Source organism: Gluconobacter oxydans (assembly GCF_006539685.1).
In the GTDB taxonomy this organism is placed as follows: domain Bacteria; phylum Pseudomonadota; class Alphaproteobacteria; order Acetobacterales; family Acetobacteraceae; genus Gluconobacter; species Gluconobacter oxydans.
On the sequence record NZ_BJNM01000021.1, the window covers coordinates 1 to 15,547 of the forward strand.

The 15,547-nt window shown below is 62.7% G+C and carries 13 protein-coding genes; 2 read left to right on the top strand and 11 right to left on the bottom strand.

Annotated elements, in window-relative coordinates; all coding sequences use genetic code 11:
- Positions 1-114 precede the first annotated feature (114 nt).
- Both GOX01_RS09355 and GOX01_RS09360 read left to right on the top strand, forming a co-directional pair.
- The gene (locus GOX01_RS09355) at positions 115-597 is read left to right on the top strand and encodes a MarR family winged helix-turn-helix transcriptional regulator (RefSeq protein WP_011253627.1); all 483 of its coding nucleotides are present in this window, start codon (positions 115-117) and stop codon (positions 595-597) included.
- Between the two features lie 15 nt (positions 598-612).
- Complete coding sequence (locus GOX01_RS09360; protein ID WP_011253628.1) at positions 613-2,784, top strand: FUSC family protein; 2,172 nt, start codon at positions 613-615, stop codon at positions 2,782-2,784.
- A gap of 3 nt (positions 2,785-2,787) precedes the next feature.
- Here GOX01_RS09360 and GOX01_RS09365 read toward each other — a convergent pair whose 3' ends face one another.
- From GOX01_RS09365 to GOX01_RS09415, 11 genes are all read right to left on the bottom strand, one after another.
- Positions 2,788-3,480, bottom strand: coding sequence for a GntR family transcriptional regulator (locus tag GOX01_RS09365; protein WP_011253629.1), 693 nt, complete (start codon positions 3,478-3,480; stop codon positions 2,788-2,790).
- A 71-nt stretch (positions 3,481-3,551) separates the two neighbouring features.
- Positions 3,552-7,160: a bifunctional proline dehydrogenase/L-glutamate gamma-semialdehyde dehydrogenase PutA gene (gene putA / locus GOX01_RS09370; protein ID WP_131973880.1), complete on the bottom strand. Its 3,609-nt coding sequence runs from the start codon at positions 7,158-7,160 to the stop codon at positions 3,552-3,554.
- 83 nt (positions 7,161-7,243) lie between these two features.
- Positions 7,244-8,263 (bottom strand): P1 family peptidase, encoded by a 1,020-nt coding sequence (locus GOX01_RS09375; RefSeq protein ID WP_011253631.1) that lies wholly within the window; start codon positions 8,261-8,263, stop codon positions 7,244-7,246.
- 13 nt (positions 8,264-8,276) lie between these two features.
- Complete coding sequence (locus tag GOX01_RS09380) at positions 8,277-9,041, bottom strand: ABC transporter ATP-binding protein (RefSeq protein WP_011253632.1); 765 nt, start codon at positions 9,039-9,041, stop codon at positions 8,277-8,279.
- Positions 9,038-9,856: an ATP-binding cassette domain-containing protein gene (locus GOX01_RS09385; protein ID WP_011253633.1), complete on the bottom strand. Its 819-nt coding sequence runs from the start codon at positions 9,854-9,856 to the stop codon at positions 9,038-9,040. Before GOX01_RS09385 ends, GOX01_RS09380 begins: the two co-directional genes overlap by 4 nt.
- Positions 9,853-10,668 carry an ABC transporter permease gene (locus GOX01_RS09390; protein ID WP_011253634.1) on the bottom strand — a complete coding sequence of 272 codons (816 nt, stop codon included), beginning with the start codon at positions 10,666-10,668 and terminating at the stop codon, positions 9,853-9,855. The genes GOX01_RS09385 and GOX01_RS09390 overlap by 4 nt, the downstream gene beginning before the upstream one ends.
- Positions 10,665-11,609 carry an ABC transporter permease gene (locus GOX01_RS09395; RefSeq protein ID WP_231901686.1) on the bottom strand — a complete coding sequence of 315 codons (945 nt, stop codon included), beginning with the start codon at positions 11,607-11,609 and terminating at the stop codon, positions 10,665-10,667. The genes GOX01_RS09390 and GOX01_RS09395 overlap by 4 nt, the downstream gene beginning before the upstream one ends.
- A gap of 5 nt (positions 11,610-11,614) precedes the next feature.
- Positions 11,615-13,102, bottom strand: coding sequence for an ABC transporter substrate-binding protein (locus GOX01_RS09400; protein ID WP_231139114.1), 1,488 nt, complete (start codon positions 13,100-13,102; stop codon positions 11,615-11,617).
- Between the two features lie 93 nt (positions 13,103-13,195).
- Positions 13,196-13,774 (bottom strand): PqiC family protein, encoded by a 579-nt coding sequence (locus GOX01_RS09405; RefSeq protein WP_231139112.1) that lies wholly within the window; start codon positions 13,772-13,774, stop codon positions 13,196-13,198.
- Between the two features lie 44 nt (positions 13,775-13,818).
- A complete protein-coding gene (locus GOX01_RS09410; protein WP_011253638.1) occupies positions 13,819-14,778 on the bottom strand; it encodes an MlaD family protein in 960 nt (319 codons plus the stop codon).
- A complete protein-coding gene (locus GOX01_RS09415; RefSeq protein ID WP_011253639.1) occupies positions 14,778-15,545 on the bottom strand; it encodes an ABC transporter ATP-binding protein in 768 nt (255 codons plus the stop codon). Before GOX01_RS09415 ends, GOX01_RS09410 begins: the two co-directional genes overlap by 1 nt.
- Between the last annotated feature and the right edge of the window lie 2 nt (positions 15,546-15,547).

Sequence of the window (15,547 nt, forward strand, 5' to 3'; positions counted from 1 at the left end):
AGTGATATGGATCAAAAACTGAACCTCCTGACGAAAATGTCAACAGGATCTGTTTTCAATTGTGATGGTGTCATATAATCTATTGCCATGTCAACAGATGAGGTGTCAGCAGAAATGGCTGTTCAGTACGATCCGTCCATTCTTCGGGACAGCAGTTTTCATGACATGGGGCTGACCTTTCATGTCCTGCGACTGTCGAGTCTGTGGCGGGCGCAGCTGGGCCGTCTCCTGCTGCCCGAGGGCATGACGCTCGCGACCATGCGGCCCATGGCGTACCTGATGGTGATGGGAAACGGGATGAAGCAGAGCGATCTGGCGTCCGTCATGGGCGTAGACAGTTCGGCGCTCGTGCGGGTTCTCGATCATCTGGGGCGGGAAGGGCTAATCTCGCGGAAGCCCGATCCGCAGGACCGTCGCTCCAACCTTCTGGTTCTCACGCAAGCCGGGTGCGAGCGGTGCCGTCAGTTCCACCGCATCGCGGCGGATCTGGAAGCCCGTCTGACCGAGGGACTGCCTTCGGATGCCGTGGCGATGATTCGCAGCCAGCTTGGCATGATGGAAGGGAAATTTTCCCTCTCCGGTTTTTCTTCCCCCTGATTTTCCGGACCTTTCATGCGCAATCCTTTTCGCCAGCTTCTTTCTTTCGACCGCAACAGCGTGCGGTGGCGGAATTTCGTCTCAACGGCGGCTTTTACGGCCAGGGTTTTCCTGTCCATCGGTATTGCGCTCTTTCTCGCGTTCATGATCCAGCTGGAATCGCCGATGAGTACGGTCACGACCGTCCTGATCGTCGCGAACCCGACCGTGGGTGCTCTGGTCTCCAAAAGCGTTTGGCGCATGACCGGGACGGTGATCGGCGCGGCCCTGAGCACGGCTGTCATGGCCATGTTCGTACAGTCCGCCGTCCTGTATTTCATGGTGCTGTCGGCCTTTGTGGGCCTGGCCTGCATGACGGCAACCTGCCTGCGCTATTTCCGGGCCTATGCGGCGGTTCTGGCAGGTTACACGATCATCATCGTGGCCGTTCCCGCGTTTGCGCATCCCGAGAATATTTTCATGTCCGCCATGATGCGCGTGTCGGACGTAGCACTTGGGATCGTGGTGACGGCGGCGGTGTTCATGGTGACATCGCCGCGTCGGCGTCAGGGCACGATGGACGCGCTTTCGGGGGCGTTCCGCGAGACGATCCGCCATGCCCTGGTGTTTCATGAAGGACTGATGAACCGCTCCGATGCGCAGGATGTTCCGGGTTCGGAACCTGTGGGAACTGAAGGGGCTTTCCGGAGCCTTCCGCAGACAATCTATGACGGGCGGCAGCGTCTTCTGGGGCAACTGGCACGGCTCGGACCTGCCATTGAATACGCCGCGACGGACAACCCCGATATTCATGCCGGGGTGCGGGGATACCGGCTCGCCGTCAGCCGCATGACGGGGCTTGTCGCGTCCTATCATCCGTACTGGCGCAATCTGGGAGTAGCAAATCCGCTCTCTGCGCCTGTTCATCGTGAGATCCGCGACACGCTGATTCAGCTCCTCGCCCTGACGGAAAGTGCTGGATGGATCGAGCGGCCGCAGGGCGTGCTGGCCTGTCTGGAAGAGGCGCTCGGGCGGCTTGAGGTTCTGGAGGAAGCGGCGACTTCGCCTGCGGTTCAGGCATCTGTCGATAATGTCCGCGACATTCTTCTTCAGCTTCGTGAGACGGTTCTGGACCTGTCCAGCCCGCGCGGCCCGCATGTCCGCGTCCGGGTGCTGCCTTATCTGGAATGGATGTCGGCGATCTATAACGGGCTGCGCGGGATGCTGATCGCCTTTCTGGCCTGCATGATCTGGTACATCACCTATTTCCCGACAGGGCCGATGATGATCATGTATGTCGTGGCGGCATCGAGCCTGCTGTCCACGGCGCCCTCGGCGGCACGGGCCAGTCTTCCAATGGCGATCGGGACGGCGCTGTCGGTTCCGGCCTGCTGGCTGTGCCATATCGCCGCAATTCCACGCGTGGACGGCTATCCAATGCTCTGGCTGTCGGTCTGTGCCTGCATGCTGCCGGGCGTGTGGCTCCAGTTTCATCCGCGTTACGGCGTGGGGGCGTTCGGCTACACGGTCTTTCTGGCCATGCAACTGATGATAACGAACAGCATGGTTCCCGATGACATCACGCTCATCAACACCTGGCTCGCCATTCTGATGGGCTGTGCGCTTCTGGTTCTGGTGTTCCGGGTGATCATGCCGGCCGATCAGCGGCTTTATGCCTCACGGCTCGTCATTTCCCTTGGGCGCAGTTTGCAGAGCCTTTCGGCCCGGCCTGCGGCGAAGGTGCCATCCTGGATGGTGTGGGAAGGGACGCAGATTCAGAAGGTTTCCATCCTGCTCATGCGGTTGTCTCTGGTGGCGTCTCCCATCGACCGTCAGGGCTATGTCGATGGTGCGTTTGCCGCCCTGTCCCTCGGGCGTCTGCTGATCCGGCTGCGGCAGGCCGTGGAACCGGCGGGGCTGAATGCTCGTGAAAGGGAGGCTCTGGATGTGGCGCTTGCGTCCTTCAGGACCCTGCGGCGGGATCCGGTCGGGACGGCTGCGTCTCTTATGGCGGCCGCGGGGTTGATCGGGGCGGGCGAGGCTTCCGGGATGGAGGGACTGTACCGTGTCCGTCTGGTGTCGTGTCTGGAGCAGAGTGCTCATATCATTGACAGCATTCCGGGTTTTTTCCATGCGGATGGCCCGTTGCATCTCTGGTATGCCGAGCGGGGACCTGCGACGCTGGTTGCGGTCAATCCTGCGCGGTGAGGATCAGGGCGTTGTCCGCTCGCGGATGACGTCCAGCGACAGGGACGCGGCTTCGAGAATATGCTGCTTCGTCAGGCGGCCGAGTTCCTCGCCGTCGCGAGCGCGGCAGGCCTGAAGGATCTGGAAATGTTCGGCGTCGGTGGCGGCTTTCCGCCCCGGCAGTTCCAGATGGGCGCGGATGTAACGGTCGAGCCGGGAATGCAGGTCGTGGATCATGCCGTACAGCCTCGGGCGCTGCGCTGCGGCATAGATGGCACCGTGAAATTCCCAGTTCAGACGTCCGGACTGCTCCATCCCCTGGGCGCCGCCTGTTCCGCTGACAAAGGCCTCATAGGCGTCCTCGATCCGCGCCAGATCGACACGGGTGAGGGATGTCATGACCAACCCCGCTGCCATGCTTTCCAACGAGGCGCGAATGTCCGAATATTCCAGAATGTCCGCCTCGCTCAGCCCTGTGACCACGGCGCCGCGATGGGGCAGGAAAGCGATCAACCCTTCCGCCTCAAGCTGTTTGAGAGCCTCGCGGACCGGGATGGTGGAGACGCCGAAATTGCGGGCAAGCTCCGACTGTCGCATCGGCTGACCGTCAGTCAGGATACCCTCTGTGATGGCACGGCGCAGGGCGTCCGCAATTTCGAGCGAGGCCGAGCCGCTTTTCGTATCAACAGGTGTAAACTTCGGCTCGGCAGCGCGCATGGGGTCGTCCGTCAGTTGGGGGGCAGTCCTCTTAGCATGGCCGGCGCGAACGGCCATGCCGGACAGGACCGTTATCCGATGGTCATCAGGCTGGCATTGCCGCCCGCGGCCGTTGTGTTCGTGCTGACGACCTTTTCCTGAAGCACCCATTCAGGCCGGATCGGGCTTTTCGCGTCAAGCATGTAAAGCTGGACGATCATGCCCGAACGCGACAGGGCTGCACGGGCCTGTTCCGCCATCTGCTTTTCTTCCGGAGATGCAAGGATCGTCCGGCATCCTGCAACACGCCCACCCTGCGTGCGGCGGATATGCAGCGCAAGCGCATCGGGAAGGTCGGAAACCCAGTCCGAAGCCACATTCGGTCCCTGAACGAAGGCCGTGTTTCCACCGCTCAGGGCAAGGCCCACGGCGCGAAGCATGGTCTCGCGGTCGCTGGCGACGCACAGGACGGCGCCACGCGGCAGAAGCTGATACAGGTTGGTCTCGCCGACCGGGCCGGGCAGTTCGCGCGTGGTGCCGCACATGCCGTGCTGCATGGCGTCCACGATTGTCTGATAGAGCGGGAAGCTTGTCCGCATCAGCCAGGACAGGAAGAGCCGTGCGGGCTCTGGCAGTTCCTGGTTTTCCCAGTCCGTATGGGCCGGGGCGGTGCTCATCAGGCGACGCAGGATCAGCGGACCACCGGCTTTTGGCCCCGTACCCGACAGCTTTTCGCCGCCAAAAGGCTGACTACCCACAACCGCGCCGACCATGTTGCGGTTGACGTAGAGGTTCCCGGCCTCGATGCGCGAGGTGACATGCGCCATGCGGCTTTCGATCCTTGTGTGCAGACCGAAAGTCAGGCCGTAGCCGGACTGGTTGATCGCGTTGATCAGGGCCTCGAAGCCGCTGGCCTCAAAGCGCAGGACATGCAGGACCGGCCCGAAGACTTCGCCCTTGAGGTCCGCCAGACTGTCGATCTCGATGATCGTCGGGGCGATGAATGTGCCGTTCGATGTGGTGTCCGGAAGGGGAAGGGACCAGACAGCACGGTTCTGCGCGCGGGATGCGTCGATATAGGTCTGGATGCCGGATTGGGCTTCAGCGGAAATGACCGGGCCGACATCCGTGTGCAGTTCGGCCGGATTGCCCACGCGCAGTTCTTCGACCGCACCACGGAGCATGGTCAGGACGCGATCGGCGCAGTCTTCCTGGACGCACAGGACGCGCAGGGCGGAGCAGCGCTGGCCGGCACTGTCGAAGGCCGAGACCAGAACATCCGCGACCACCTGTTCGGTCAGGGCGGAGCTGTCCACGATCATGGCGTTCTGGCCGCCGGTCTCGGCTACGAACGGAACGGGTTGCCCGTCTGCGCCGGTCCGGCTGGTCAGAGTGCTGGCGATCAGGCCGGCCACGGCGGTGGAGCCGGTGAACATCACGCCAGAAATCCGCGGATCGGCCACAAGGGCCGCGCCGGTTTCGCCCGCACCTGGCACAAGCCGGAGGGCGTTTTCCGGCACGCCCGCTTCGCGCAGAAGGGCGACGGCGCGCAGGGCGATGAACGGTGTTTCCTCGGCCGGTTTTGCGACGACCGTATTGCCAGCCGCCAGTGCGACCGAAATCTGTCCCAGGAAAATGGCGAGGGGGAAGTTCCACGGGCTGATACAGGCGACAACGCCGAGCGGCGCGCTGCTACCGGCCTGGGCCGTTTCGCGGGCCTGAACGGCGTAATACCGCAGGAAATCAACGGCTTCGCGAACTTCAGAGAGCGCATTGGCATAGGACTTGCCCGCTTCGCGAACCAGAAGGGCCATCAGTTCGCTCTGATGCTCTTCCAGCAGATCCGCTGCGCGATCGAGCTTGGTGCTTCGTGCGTCGGCGGAAAGAGCCGCCCATGCTGCGCCTTCGCTTTCGGCGGCATCAATGGCCTTGCGGACATCCTCTTCGGTTCCGAAACGGACACTGCCGATCCTGTCCAAATGGTTGGCCGGATTGCGGATTTCCTGCGTCTCACCCGAGCAGGACAGGTCCTCCAGCGTCTGTTTTTCGGAGGCGCAGACGGCTTCGGCCAGGGCCGTGACGGTGTGTTCGTCGGTCAGATCCAGACCGCGGGAATTGGTGCGTTCGGGCACGAACAGGTCCTTCGGCAGGGCAATGGCCGGATGCGAGGCGCCCGGAGGCTGGACGGCTTTTGCGAGCGCGACCGGATCGGCGATCAGGGTCTCGATGGGAAGGCTCTCATCGCCGATCTGGTTGACGAACGACGAATTGGCGCCGTTTTCCAGCAGGCGGCGCACCAGATAGGCCAGCAGCGTCTCATGCGAGCCGACCGGGGCGTAGACCCGGCACGGGCGGTTGAGCTTCTGCGGGCCGACAACTTCGTTGTAGAGCGTCTCGCCCATGCCGTGCAGGCACTGGAACTCGTAGTCGCCGATCTGGAAGTTCAGACCCGCCAGCGTGTAGATCGTGGCCAGCGTGCGGGCGTTATGGGTCGCGAACTGTGGGAAGACGACATCGCGCGCCGCGAGGAGTTTTTTCGCGCAGGCGATATAGCTGACATCCGTGTAGCATTTGCGCGTGTAGACCGGGAAATCCGTCTGGCCTTCGACCTGCGCTTTCTTGATTTCGCTGTCCCAGTACGCGCCCTTCACCAGACGGATCATGAGGCGATGTCCGCTGCGGCGGCCGAGGTCGATCAGATAGTCCAGAACCTTGGGTGCACGGCGTCCATAAGCCTGCACGACGATGCCGATGCCGTTCCAGCCGTCCAGTTCCGGGCAGTGGCACAAATCTTCGATCAGATCGAGCGAGAGGTCCAGACGTTCGCTCTCTTCGGCGTCGATATTGATGCCGATGTCATAGCGGCGGGCCTGAATGACCAGGTCCTTCAGCGTTTGGCCGAGTTCTTTCAGCACACGCTCGCGCTGGGCGAAGGCATAGCGCGGGTGCAGGGCCGAGAGCTTGATGGAAATCCCGGCTTTTTCATAGACATTCGCACCGCGCGCGGTCTGGCCGATCACGTCGATCGCGCGCTCGTAGTCACGGCGGTAGCGCAGGGCGTCCGCTTCCGTCATCGCCGCTTCGCCGAGCATGTCGTAGGAATATTTGAAGCCGCGCTCTTCGGGTTCCGTGCTGACCTTGCGGGCTTCCTCGATGGTTTCGCCGATGACGAACTGCTCGCCCATCATGCGCATGGCGATGTCGAGCGCACGGCGGACCAGCGGCTGCCCGCCACGTCCGACGAGGCGGAACAGCGCGGCAGCCAGTCCTTCATCCGTGTCGTTGGTCAGCTTGCCCGTCAGCATCAGCCCCCACGAGGCCGCATTCACGAAAACGGATTTTTTGCCGCCGACATGGGACAGCCAGTCCCCCGTGCCGATCCGGTCGCGGATCAGGGCGTCGCGTGTTGCGGCATCCGGAATACGCAGGAGTGCCTCGGCCAGACACATCAGGGAGACGCCCTCGGCGGAGGATAGCGAGAATTCCTGCACGAGTGCTTCGACGCCGCCCGGACGACGCTGCGTCCGCAGCGTACGGGTCAGATGGCGGGCGACGTCAAACGTGTTCTGCTGTTCCGTTTCGGTCAGCGTGGCCTGTTCGATCAGGGGAAGGATGCATTCCGCTTCGGGCCTGCGCATGTCTGCGGCGATGGCCTGACGAAGGGAGGAGCGGACAGGATAGGACGGCACAAAAGTTGACATGGACTCAGCCTCGGACACGACACTCGGTCTGAGTCCTATAATCATATACGATCCTGAGTAAAATATATGAAATGATGGTCAGATCATTTTTGTGGCGTATCTTTGCATCCGAAACGTTCGTGCCATGTCGGGAGGGCGCTACCACCGGGAAGAGGGGACGCCTCATACACGCCCCGGGCGATGGCGCGGGCTGTGACCTGCGTGGCGGCATGGAGGATTTCGGTCCATTCCTGACCCAGGGGAGCTGGCTTTTCGCAGGTCGAGACCCCGATCATGGCGTCTCCATCCAGCGGCAGGTGGGCTGGAAACACGCCGCGTGCCACGCCGTCCTGCGCCAGAATGGCGAGACGTTTGGCCTGTGTTTTGGTGAGGGTGGCGTCCGTGGCGATAAGGCCGATCGTGGTGCCGGTGACGGAGGCCCATTTGGAACGCAGGCGTAAATCCTCAGTGCTGAGATGCGCCGGCATACCCAGACCGCCGAATTCGTCTCCCTGCTCGAAAGGCGCGCTCCAGAAATGCGGCCCGTCGCCGATTGTGGCCGTTCCGACGGCATTGACGGCGACCAGTGCGGCCACTCGGTGCCCGGCGGGTGTGATCGCGCTCGCTGAACCCAGCCCCCCGCGCAGTATGGCGGTTGTCGCGCCTGTTCCTGCGCCAGCCGTGCCCAGTGTGAAAGCTCCGCTTCGGGCGCTGGTCGCGGCCTGATGGCCCATTTCGGCATAGGGCGAATAGCGGCCCCATGTCGTCTGTCCGCCCGCAGGAAGGTCGTAAAGACTGGCCTGCACTACGATGGGGACGCGGATGGTGCCCGGCGGCAAAGGTGCGTTGCCGAACTGCTTGCGCAGCCAGGCCTGAACCCCGGTTGTCGCGTCCAGCCCATAGGTCGAGCCGCCTGACAGGAGGACCGCATGGATATGCCCGACCATGTTTTCCGGTTCCAGCAGCGCGGTTTCCCGCAGGGCCGGTGCGCCGCCCGGGAAACTGCCGGAGGCGATGACGGGGCGATCGAACAGGATCGCTGTCACGCCCGTGCGCAGGGTTAGATCCTGGCTATGGCCGACGCGGATGCCGGGAATGTCGGTAAGGAGGTTCAGGCTGGTCATGACGCCTCGCGGGTCAGTAGGTGTTTTCAAGAAGCGCCTTCGTGGCGGGCTGGGTGGGCGTATCCAGAATATCGGATGCCGGGCCGGATTCCACGATCCGACCCTGATCCAGAACGGCGATATGATGCGACAGATGGCGGATGACGGCCAGATCGTGACTGACGAAAACATAAGACAGTCCATGCTGCTTCTGAAGATCGAGCAGCAGGTTCAGGACGATGGCCTGTGTGGACACATCCAGCGCCGAGACGGCTTCATCGGCGATGATGACGGAAGGGCGTGTAATCAGGGCGCGGGCGATGGCGATCCGCTGCTTCTGGCCGCCGGAAAAGGCTCTCGGGTAGCGGCTGGTGATATCGTCGGAAAGTCCGACGTTCTGGAGGGCTGTGCGGATGCGGGCGTCCCGATCCGGGACGGGACCCAGCGCTTCCCCCACAATATCACCGACCGTCTGACGTGGATCGAGCGCGCCAGCCGGGTCCTGAAAGATCATCTGGATCGCGGGACGGATTTTCTTCCGCGCGGCTTCTGATGCGGTCACGAAATCCTGCCCCTGATACAGGATCTGCCCTTCATCGGGCGCGATCAGGCCGCTGAGGATACGGCACAGGGTGGATTTTCCGCTTCCCGAGGCCCCGACGATCCCGAGCGTCTGGCCTGCCTGCAGATCAAGGCTGATATTTTTCAGAATGGGTGGGCGTGCAGATCGCGTGAAGGAGAAACCCTGCCGGCCTGTCCTCCCATACGTCACATTCCGGGCTTGAAGGATCGGGGTCATGACGGCGCCGTAAAGACGGAAAGGGGCGTAAGCGGCGTGCGGGCCGCGCCGTGCAAGGACATGGCAAGGAGCGCCTGCGTGTAGGGATGGTGTGGGGCGTCAAACACGGATGGGGTCGGGCCCTGTTCCACGCAGGTGCCGTCTTTCATGACCAGAACATGATCGGCATAATGACGCACCAGCCCGAGGTCATGGGAGATCATGAGAACGGCCATGCCCTGCGTTTCGCAACGGCGGGTCACGAGCGCCATCATGACGGCCTGGGTCCGGGCATCGAGTGCGGTGGTGAACTCGTCCGCGATCAGGAGTTCGGGCTGGCAGGCCAGCGCCATTGCCAGAAGGACACGCTGTCTTTGGCCACCGGAAAGCTGATGCGGATAGGCGCGTTCGTTTACGCCAGCTTCAGACAGGCCGACCTGTTCCATAAGCGTGCGCGTTTCCGTGTCGATCTCGCGAGGGGAGAGCGTCGTATGAAGGCGGAATGTATCCCCGATCTGTGTTCCGATACGGCGCGTGGGATTCAGGGCCGTCATGGGTTCCTGAAAGACCATGCCCAGTCTTTTTCCCCGGAGCCGGCACCAGTCCTGTTGGGAGAGTGTGGAAAGCTCCGTCTCTTCAAGCCGGATGCTGCCGTGAGCCTGAAAACCGGGGGGCAGCAGCCCCATCAGGCTTAGTGCGAGCGTGGATTTCCCTGAACCGGATTCCCCGGTGACAGCGAGGATCTGGCCCGGTTCAAGCGTGAAGGATACCTCATGCAGGATCGGCCGCTCCGGGCTCTGGACGCTCAGATTCCGGACATGGAGCAGAGGGCTCATGGGGTGTGCTCCTCATGGGCGGCATCCAGAGCATCCCGCAGGCCATCCCCGAACATATTGAAGCCCAACACGAGCAGCATGATCGTTACTCCCGGGATGGCGACCAGCAGTGGATGATCGAAGATATGGATCTGATACGACGCTAGGGCGCGTCCCAGATCCGGTCGGGGCGGAGGGGCGCCCAGACCGAGATAGGACAGCCCGGCATCGGACAGGATCGCGAGGGCCAGCGAGGAGGTCGCCTGGACCGTCAGGAGCGGCAGGATGTTGGGCAGGACGTGGCGGCGCATGATGTAAACCGGGCCACGTCCGGCCAGTCGGGATGCGGCGATATAGTCCTGAATGAGGATGGAGCGTGCAGCCTGCCGTGTGATGCGGATCTGGGCCGGGAGGCCGAACAGGGCAATGGCGAGGATTTCACCCGTGGCGGAGGCTCCAAGAGCTGTGACGAGCAACGCTGCGATCAGGACAGGCGGGAAGGCCAGGCCCAGATCGGTTAGTCCCATGATGGCTCTTGCGGGTCGGACCGCCGCGATCAGGCCGAGGGCCGTTCCTACAATCGTGGCGAGGCAGACGGCGATCGCGGCGATCGTCACGCTGTTGAAGGCTCCGGTCAAAACATGGACCATGAGGTCGCGACCGAAAGGATCGGTTCCGAGCGGATGCAGCAGGGATGGCGGTGCATAACGGTGCAGAACATCGATGGGCGGCGCGTGACCGCCATCGAGCAGGGTTATGACGGTCGCGGGGAGGAGGACAATTCCGAGCAGAATGCTCCCCGCCCGGAGCGTCCGGTTGGGACGCTCTATCATGATGGGTCGGCCTCAAGGCGCGGATCAAGCCAGCGAACGAAGATCGTCATCAGCACATTGAGGACCATCACAGACGCGACGATCAGCATGACGAGGTTCTGTACAACGGGAATATCGCGCTGGTTGACGGCCTCCAGCAGGAGCTTTCCACAGCCGGGCAGGCTGAAGACGCTTTCGACGATGATCGTTCCGGTCACGAGGACCGGAAGCTGGATCCCGGCCAGGGTCAGGACGGGGATCAATGCGTTCGGCAGTGCGATGCGCCACAGAACGCCGCGTCTGCTGTAGCCCTGTGCCCGGGCCGTGCGGATAAAATCCTGCGACAGGGTTTCGATCAGGGACGAGCGCATGAAACGCGCCGTGATGGCGGCCTGCGGGATGGCGAGAGCGATGGCGGGAAGGGTGAGGGCCCTGAGCGCCGGGAGGGCACCAGCATGCCAGCCGGGAAAGCCGCTGGAGGGCAGCCAGTGCAGGGTCAGGGAAAACAGGAATGTCATCATCATCGCCAGCCAGAAATCCGGGATGGATTTGAAAAGCTGGAGGAAGCCCATCAGGCCCGTATCAAGCAGTGTTCCGCGCTTGGCGGCCGCTATCACGCCGAGCGGGATGCCTGCGCCCAGAGACAGCAGCATGGCCAGCAGAATGAGGGGCAGACTGCTTTGCAGGCGCTCGCCGATCAGGCTGCGGACGGGAACATCATAAATGTAACTCTGGCCCAGATCACCGCGAATAAATGCGCTGATCCAGTGTAGGTATCGCGCGGGCAGGGATGATTCCAGTCCCAGTTTCTGGTGCAGGGCCGCCAGACTTTCAGGGCTTGCATCCAGCCCGAGCATGACCGCTGCGGGGTCGCCGGGCAGCAGGTTCATGGCCGCGAAAATAACGAGGCTTGCGACAACAAGAAGAACCAGCCGTTCCAGTAGGATACGGAAAACAGCCATGCCCGTCATGGCGCCCAGGAAACGCCGGCGACCGGGCAGCCTGCGATGGGCTGGTTGGTCCACAGTCCCTTAAGGTGCCGGTTCATGACGGTTTCGCGGGGGATCGCGAACAGGAAAACATTGGGCTCGTCCTGTGCGAGCTGTTCCTGCATCTGCACGGAAAGCTGGTGCCGCCGGGTCATATCCGCCGTCGCTTCGTACTGTTCTACGAGCCCGTGAAAGACCGGGCTGTGATAGTGGAAATAGACGGGCGTGCGGTCATAGATCGTGATGTCATGGGGTTCAGTATGGGCGATGACGGTCATGTCGAACTGGCCCTGTCCGTAAACCTGACCGAGCCATGTCGGCCATTCCACGGGCTGAAGCGTCACATTCAGCCCGACCTGTTCCAGATAGGCGGCAATGAGTTCGCTGCTGTCGCGTGCATAGCCGATGGGCGGGAAGGTCAGGGTCAGGTGCGTGCCGGATGCCACGCCCGCCTCTTTCAGCAGGGCGCGGGCATGGTCCGGATCGTAGGGATACCGGTCGGGCAGGGCGACGTAATCGGGGTCGTCCGGTGCCATGTGAGATTGCAGGAGCGTCCCGTCTCCGTCGGCCACGGCCTGGATCAGGGCTTTGCGGTCAATGGCCTGTGCGATGGCCTGCCGGACGCGGAAATCGCTGAACGGGCGGCGGGCGTTGTTGAGCGCGAGAATGGCCTTGAACGGAAAGCTGCCCCGGATGACCTGCAACTGCGTATTTCCGGCAAAGCGGCTCAGGATTTCCCGGGACGGGAAAGACGGATAGGCATCCAGCTCCCCGGCCAGCAGCGCGTTACTGGCGGACAGCGGATCGGGCATGAAGCGGAACGTCACCGATCTCAGGGTCGGTCTGGCGCCCCAGTAATCCGGATTGCGGGTCAGGGTCAGGTGGTCGCCACGCCGCCATTCACTGAACACGAACGGACCTGTACCGACGGGATGGCTGATGTTCTGCGCTGCGGACGCCGGCGAGAGAATGGCGGCGTCGTTCCAGGCAAGCTGATAGAGGAAGCTGCCGTAAGGATGCTGAAGCCGGATGCGGACATGCAGGCTGTCCGGGCATGAGATGTCGGCGATCTGGCTGAAGATGGCCCTGTGCGGGTTGGTGCTGTCCGCTGCACCTGCCCGGAGCAGGGAAAACTTTACGCTGTCGCAGGTCAGGGGCGTGCCATCATGGAAACGCACGCCGTCATGAAGCGTGAAATCATAGGTCAGACTGTCCGGCGAGATATGCCAGTCCTGCGCCAGAAGGGGTTTGAGGGTGCCCTGTTCGTCCAGCCGCATCAGCCCTTCGTAGATGTTGCCGTACGTCACCATCCCGATGGCTTCGCTGGAGCCGCGCGTCGGATCCAGACCCGGCGGTTCGATGGCCAGACCGATCGAGAGCGTATCGCGCGTCTCGGCTGCCTGCGCCGTCCCGGGGACATGGGACGCCGGAAAGCCGACCGCCAGAACGGTCAGGAGAATGGACACGGTTTTCAATCAGGCGCTCCGCGAACTTGCAGCCTCAGGGCGCAGGATCACGGAAAATAGGGCCTTCGTCGCCTGAGCGAAAGGGGCTGCTGTTCAGGGGCGCGGGCTCATGCTGGCGATCCGGGCAGCGAGCTGTTCGACGAGGGTCCGGGTCAGGGCGACCTTGCCACTGTCGGTCGTCACCGTGCCCTGTGCGGTGAATGAGCCGCGGCTGCGCTGAATGGGCTGGTGCTCGTCCGAGGGGATCAGCGCCCAGTCGGCAGTCAGGGCACCCTGACCGCTGCTGTCGAGATCCAGCCGGCTGATATTGACCGCAAGACGCAGGGCAGGAGTTTCGGCCAAAGGCTGCGTGGTTACGACATAACCTGGCCAGTCCTGTCCCAGATGGGCGGCAAGAAGGTCGGTCACGCCCTGGGACAGACGGCTTCCCCAGCGCCCGTTGGGGCTGCGGTCAAGCTGGTCGCCCTGACGTATGAGGATATCCTGACTGTCGAGATAATCCGGGAGTGTGACATGCGACACGTTCAGGACCGGGGCCGATGCGGGCAGCGTGCCGCTGTTCTGCGCGATTGCGGGGGCCCCAAGCGTATAGAACTGCATGGGGGGCGCGGCACATCCTGACATCAGGGCGAAGGCCAGAAGGGCTGCGGATCGGGTCATGAGCCGTGTCACGGGTTTGGTCTCCGGAAGGAACAAAGGGCGGCGGAACTGTCTGCTCATGGCCGGCGTCCCGTGAGGAGGAGCTGCGGATTACGCTCCACGTCCGTTGCAAAACCGCGCAGGGCGGATGCGGCGGCGGCAATATCCCGCAGGCTTGCTTCGAGATTGGCGCGGTCGGCAGAGCGTGGGGACGTCATGCTCTCCAGATTGGCCAGACTCTTCGAGGCCTGCTGGACGGCGTCATTGCTGTTCTGCAGTACGGCATGGAGTTCATGCCCGCGCGCATTGAGCTGGGTGGCGCCCTCATTGGCCAGCCTGTCCACACTGAGCAGCGTCCGCGTCAGGACGGGTTCAAGGTCCGTCACCGTCTTGCGGGCGGCATCGACCATGTCCCGGCTGTGATCGGAGGTGTCACGGATGCTCTGCACAAGCGCCGGCAGTTCCCTGTCGAGCTGGTCCGAAAGCTGCCGGACCGAGGCCAGGGTCGCATCGGCGTTCTCGCCGATCTGCTTCAGCGGCAGGTCCTGAAGGCTCTGTGTCATGGCCGCGATGGTGGACTGCTTGGTCGGGATTTCGGTGATGCGGGCGATATCGGGATGCAGCACGGCCGGGGTCGAGGGGGCGAAATCCAGATCGATTTCAGACGTGCCGGTAACGAAGCTCTTCAGGTTCATCTCGCCGCGCAGACCCTGCTGGACGAGTTCTTCCATGCCGGGGCGGTGATGAGTGCTGCTCGTCAGGACGATGTTGTCGGGGCGTATGGTGACGAAGACCGGAATATAGGCGTCTTTCGTAGCCGGATTGTATTCGATGACGACACGGTCCACCGCGCCGACCTGGACACCACGGAACGTGACGGGAGATCCGACAGACAGCCCGGACGAGGCGCCATGAAACACGAGAACGGCTTTTTCCGTCCGGGTGAAGGGATGGAAATTGCCGAACAGGACGAACGCCGCGACAATCAGGCCCGTCCCCCCAAGGACGAAAGCACCGACAAGAGCCTGCCTGTTCATCACGTTTTTCCTTCTTCGTCGCGTTCACGGTGCATGAAGGCATGCACCTGTGGATCGGTACAGTTGTCCCTCAGGTCCCGGGGGGAGCCATGGGCGATCGGGGTTTTTGTCCTGGCGTCCAGGAAGATGCCGTCATCGGCGATATGAAACAGGCTCGGCAGTTCGTGGCTGACGATGACGATCGTCGCGCCAAGCCCGTCCCGCAGGTTCAGGATCAGGTCATCGAGCCGGGCCGAGGTGATCGGATCAAGGCCCGCGGAAGGCTCGTCGAAAAACAGGATATCCGGATCAAGGGCGAGGGCGCGCGCCAGACCAGCACGTTTGCACATGCCGCCACTGATTTCCGACGGGTAGAGATCAATCGCCTGTAACATGCCGACGAAACCCAGCTTCAGTTCCACAAGCCTGCGGATCACGGAGGGTTTGAGATCCGTGAACATCTGGAGCGGCAGGGCGATGTTCTCGCCGACCGTCATGGAACTCCACAGCGCGCCGCTCTGGAACAGGACGCCGAAGCGGTGGTTCAGATCCGTGCGATGGGCTTCGTCTCCGGCCCAGTAGTTCTCGTCCCCGACATGATATTCGCCGGCGGATGGGCGCAGCAGGCCGATCATGCTCTTGAGAAGCGTGCTCTTGCCGCAGCCCGAGCCGCCCATGACGGCGAAGATGCTTCCCTTGCGCACGTCGAGCGAGATGTTTTTCTGGATGATCTTGGGGCCGAAGGAGAGCGTGATATCGCGCAGGGACAGGACGGTCTGGTCAGGCATGT

Coding starts and splice junctions, on each gene's coding strand:
- GOX01_RS09385 (WP_011253633.1), bottom strand. CDS start 9,856: ATGAGCCCTCTGCTCCATGTCCGGAATCTGAGCGTCCAGAGCCCGGAG.
- GOX01_RS09375 (WP_011253631.1), bottom strand. CDS start 8,263: ATGACCAGCCTGAACCTCCTTACCGACATTCCCGGCATCCGCGTCGGC.
- GOX01_RS09380 (WP_011253632.1), bottom strand. CDS start 9,041: ATGACCCCGATCCTTCAAGCCCGGAATGTGACGTATGGGAGGACAGGC.
- GOX01_RS09410 (WP_011253638.1), bottom strand. CDS start 14,778: ATGAACAGGCAGGCTCTTGTCGGTGCTTTCGTCCTTGGGGGGACGGGC.
- putA (WP_131973880.1), bottom strand. CDS start 7,160: ATGTCAACTTTTGTGCCGTCCTATCCTGTCCGCTCCTCCCTTCGTCAG.
- GOX01_RS09355 (WP_011253627.1), top strand. CDS start 115: ATGGCTGTTCAGTACGATCCGTCCATTCTTCGGGACAGCAGTTTTCAT.
- GOX01_RS09395 (WP_231901686.1), bottom strand. CDS start 11,609: ATGGCTGTTTTCCGTATCCTACTGGAACGGCTGGTTCTTCTTGTTGTC.
- GOX01_RS09365 (WP_011253629.1), bottom strand. CDS start 3,480: ATGCGCGCTGCCGAGCCGAAGTTTACACCTGTTGATACGAAAAGCGGC.
- GOX01_RS09415 (WP_011253639.1), bottom strand. CDS start 15,545: ATGCCTGACCAGACCGTCCTGTCCCTGCGCGATATCACGCTCTCCTTC.
- GOX01_RS09390 (WP_011253634.1), bottom strand. CDS start 10,668: ATGATAGAGCGTCCCAACCGGACGCTCCGGGCGGGGAGCATTCTGCTC.
- GOX01_RS09360 (WP_011253628.1), top strand. CDS start 613: ATGCGCAATCCTTTTCGCCAGCTTCTTTCTTTCGACCGCAACAGCGTG.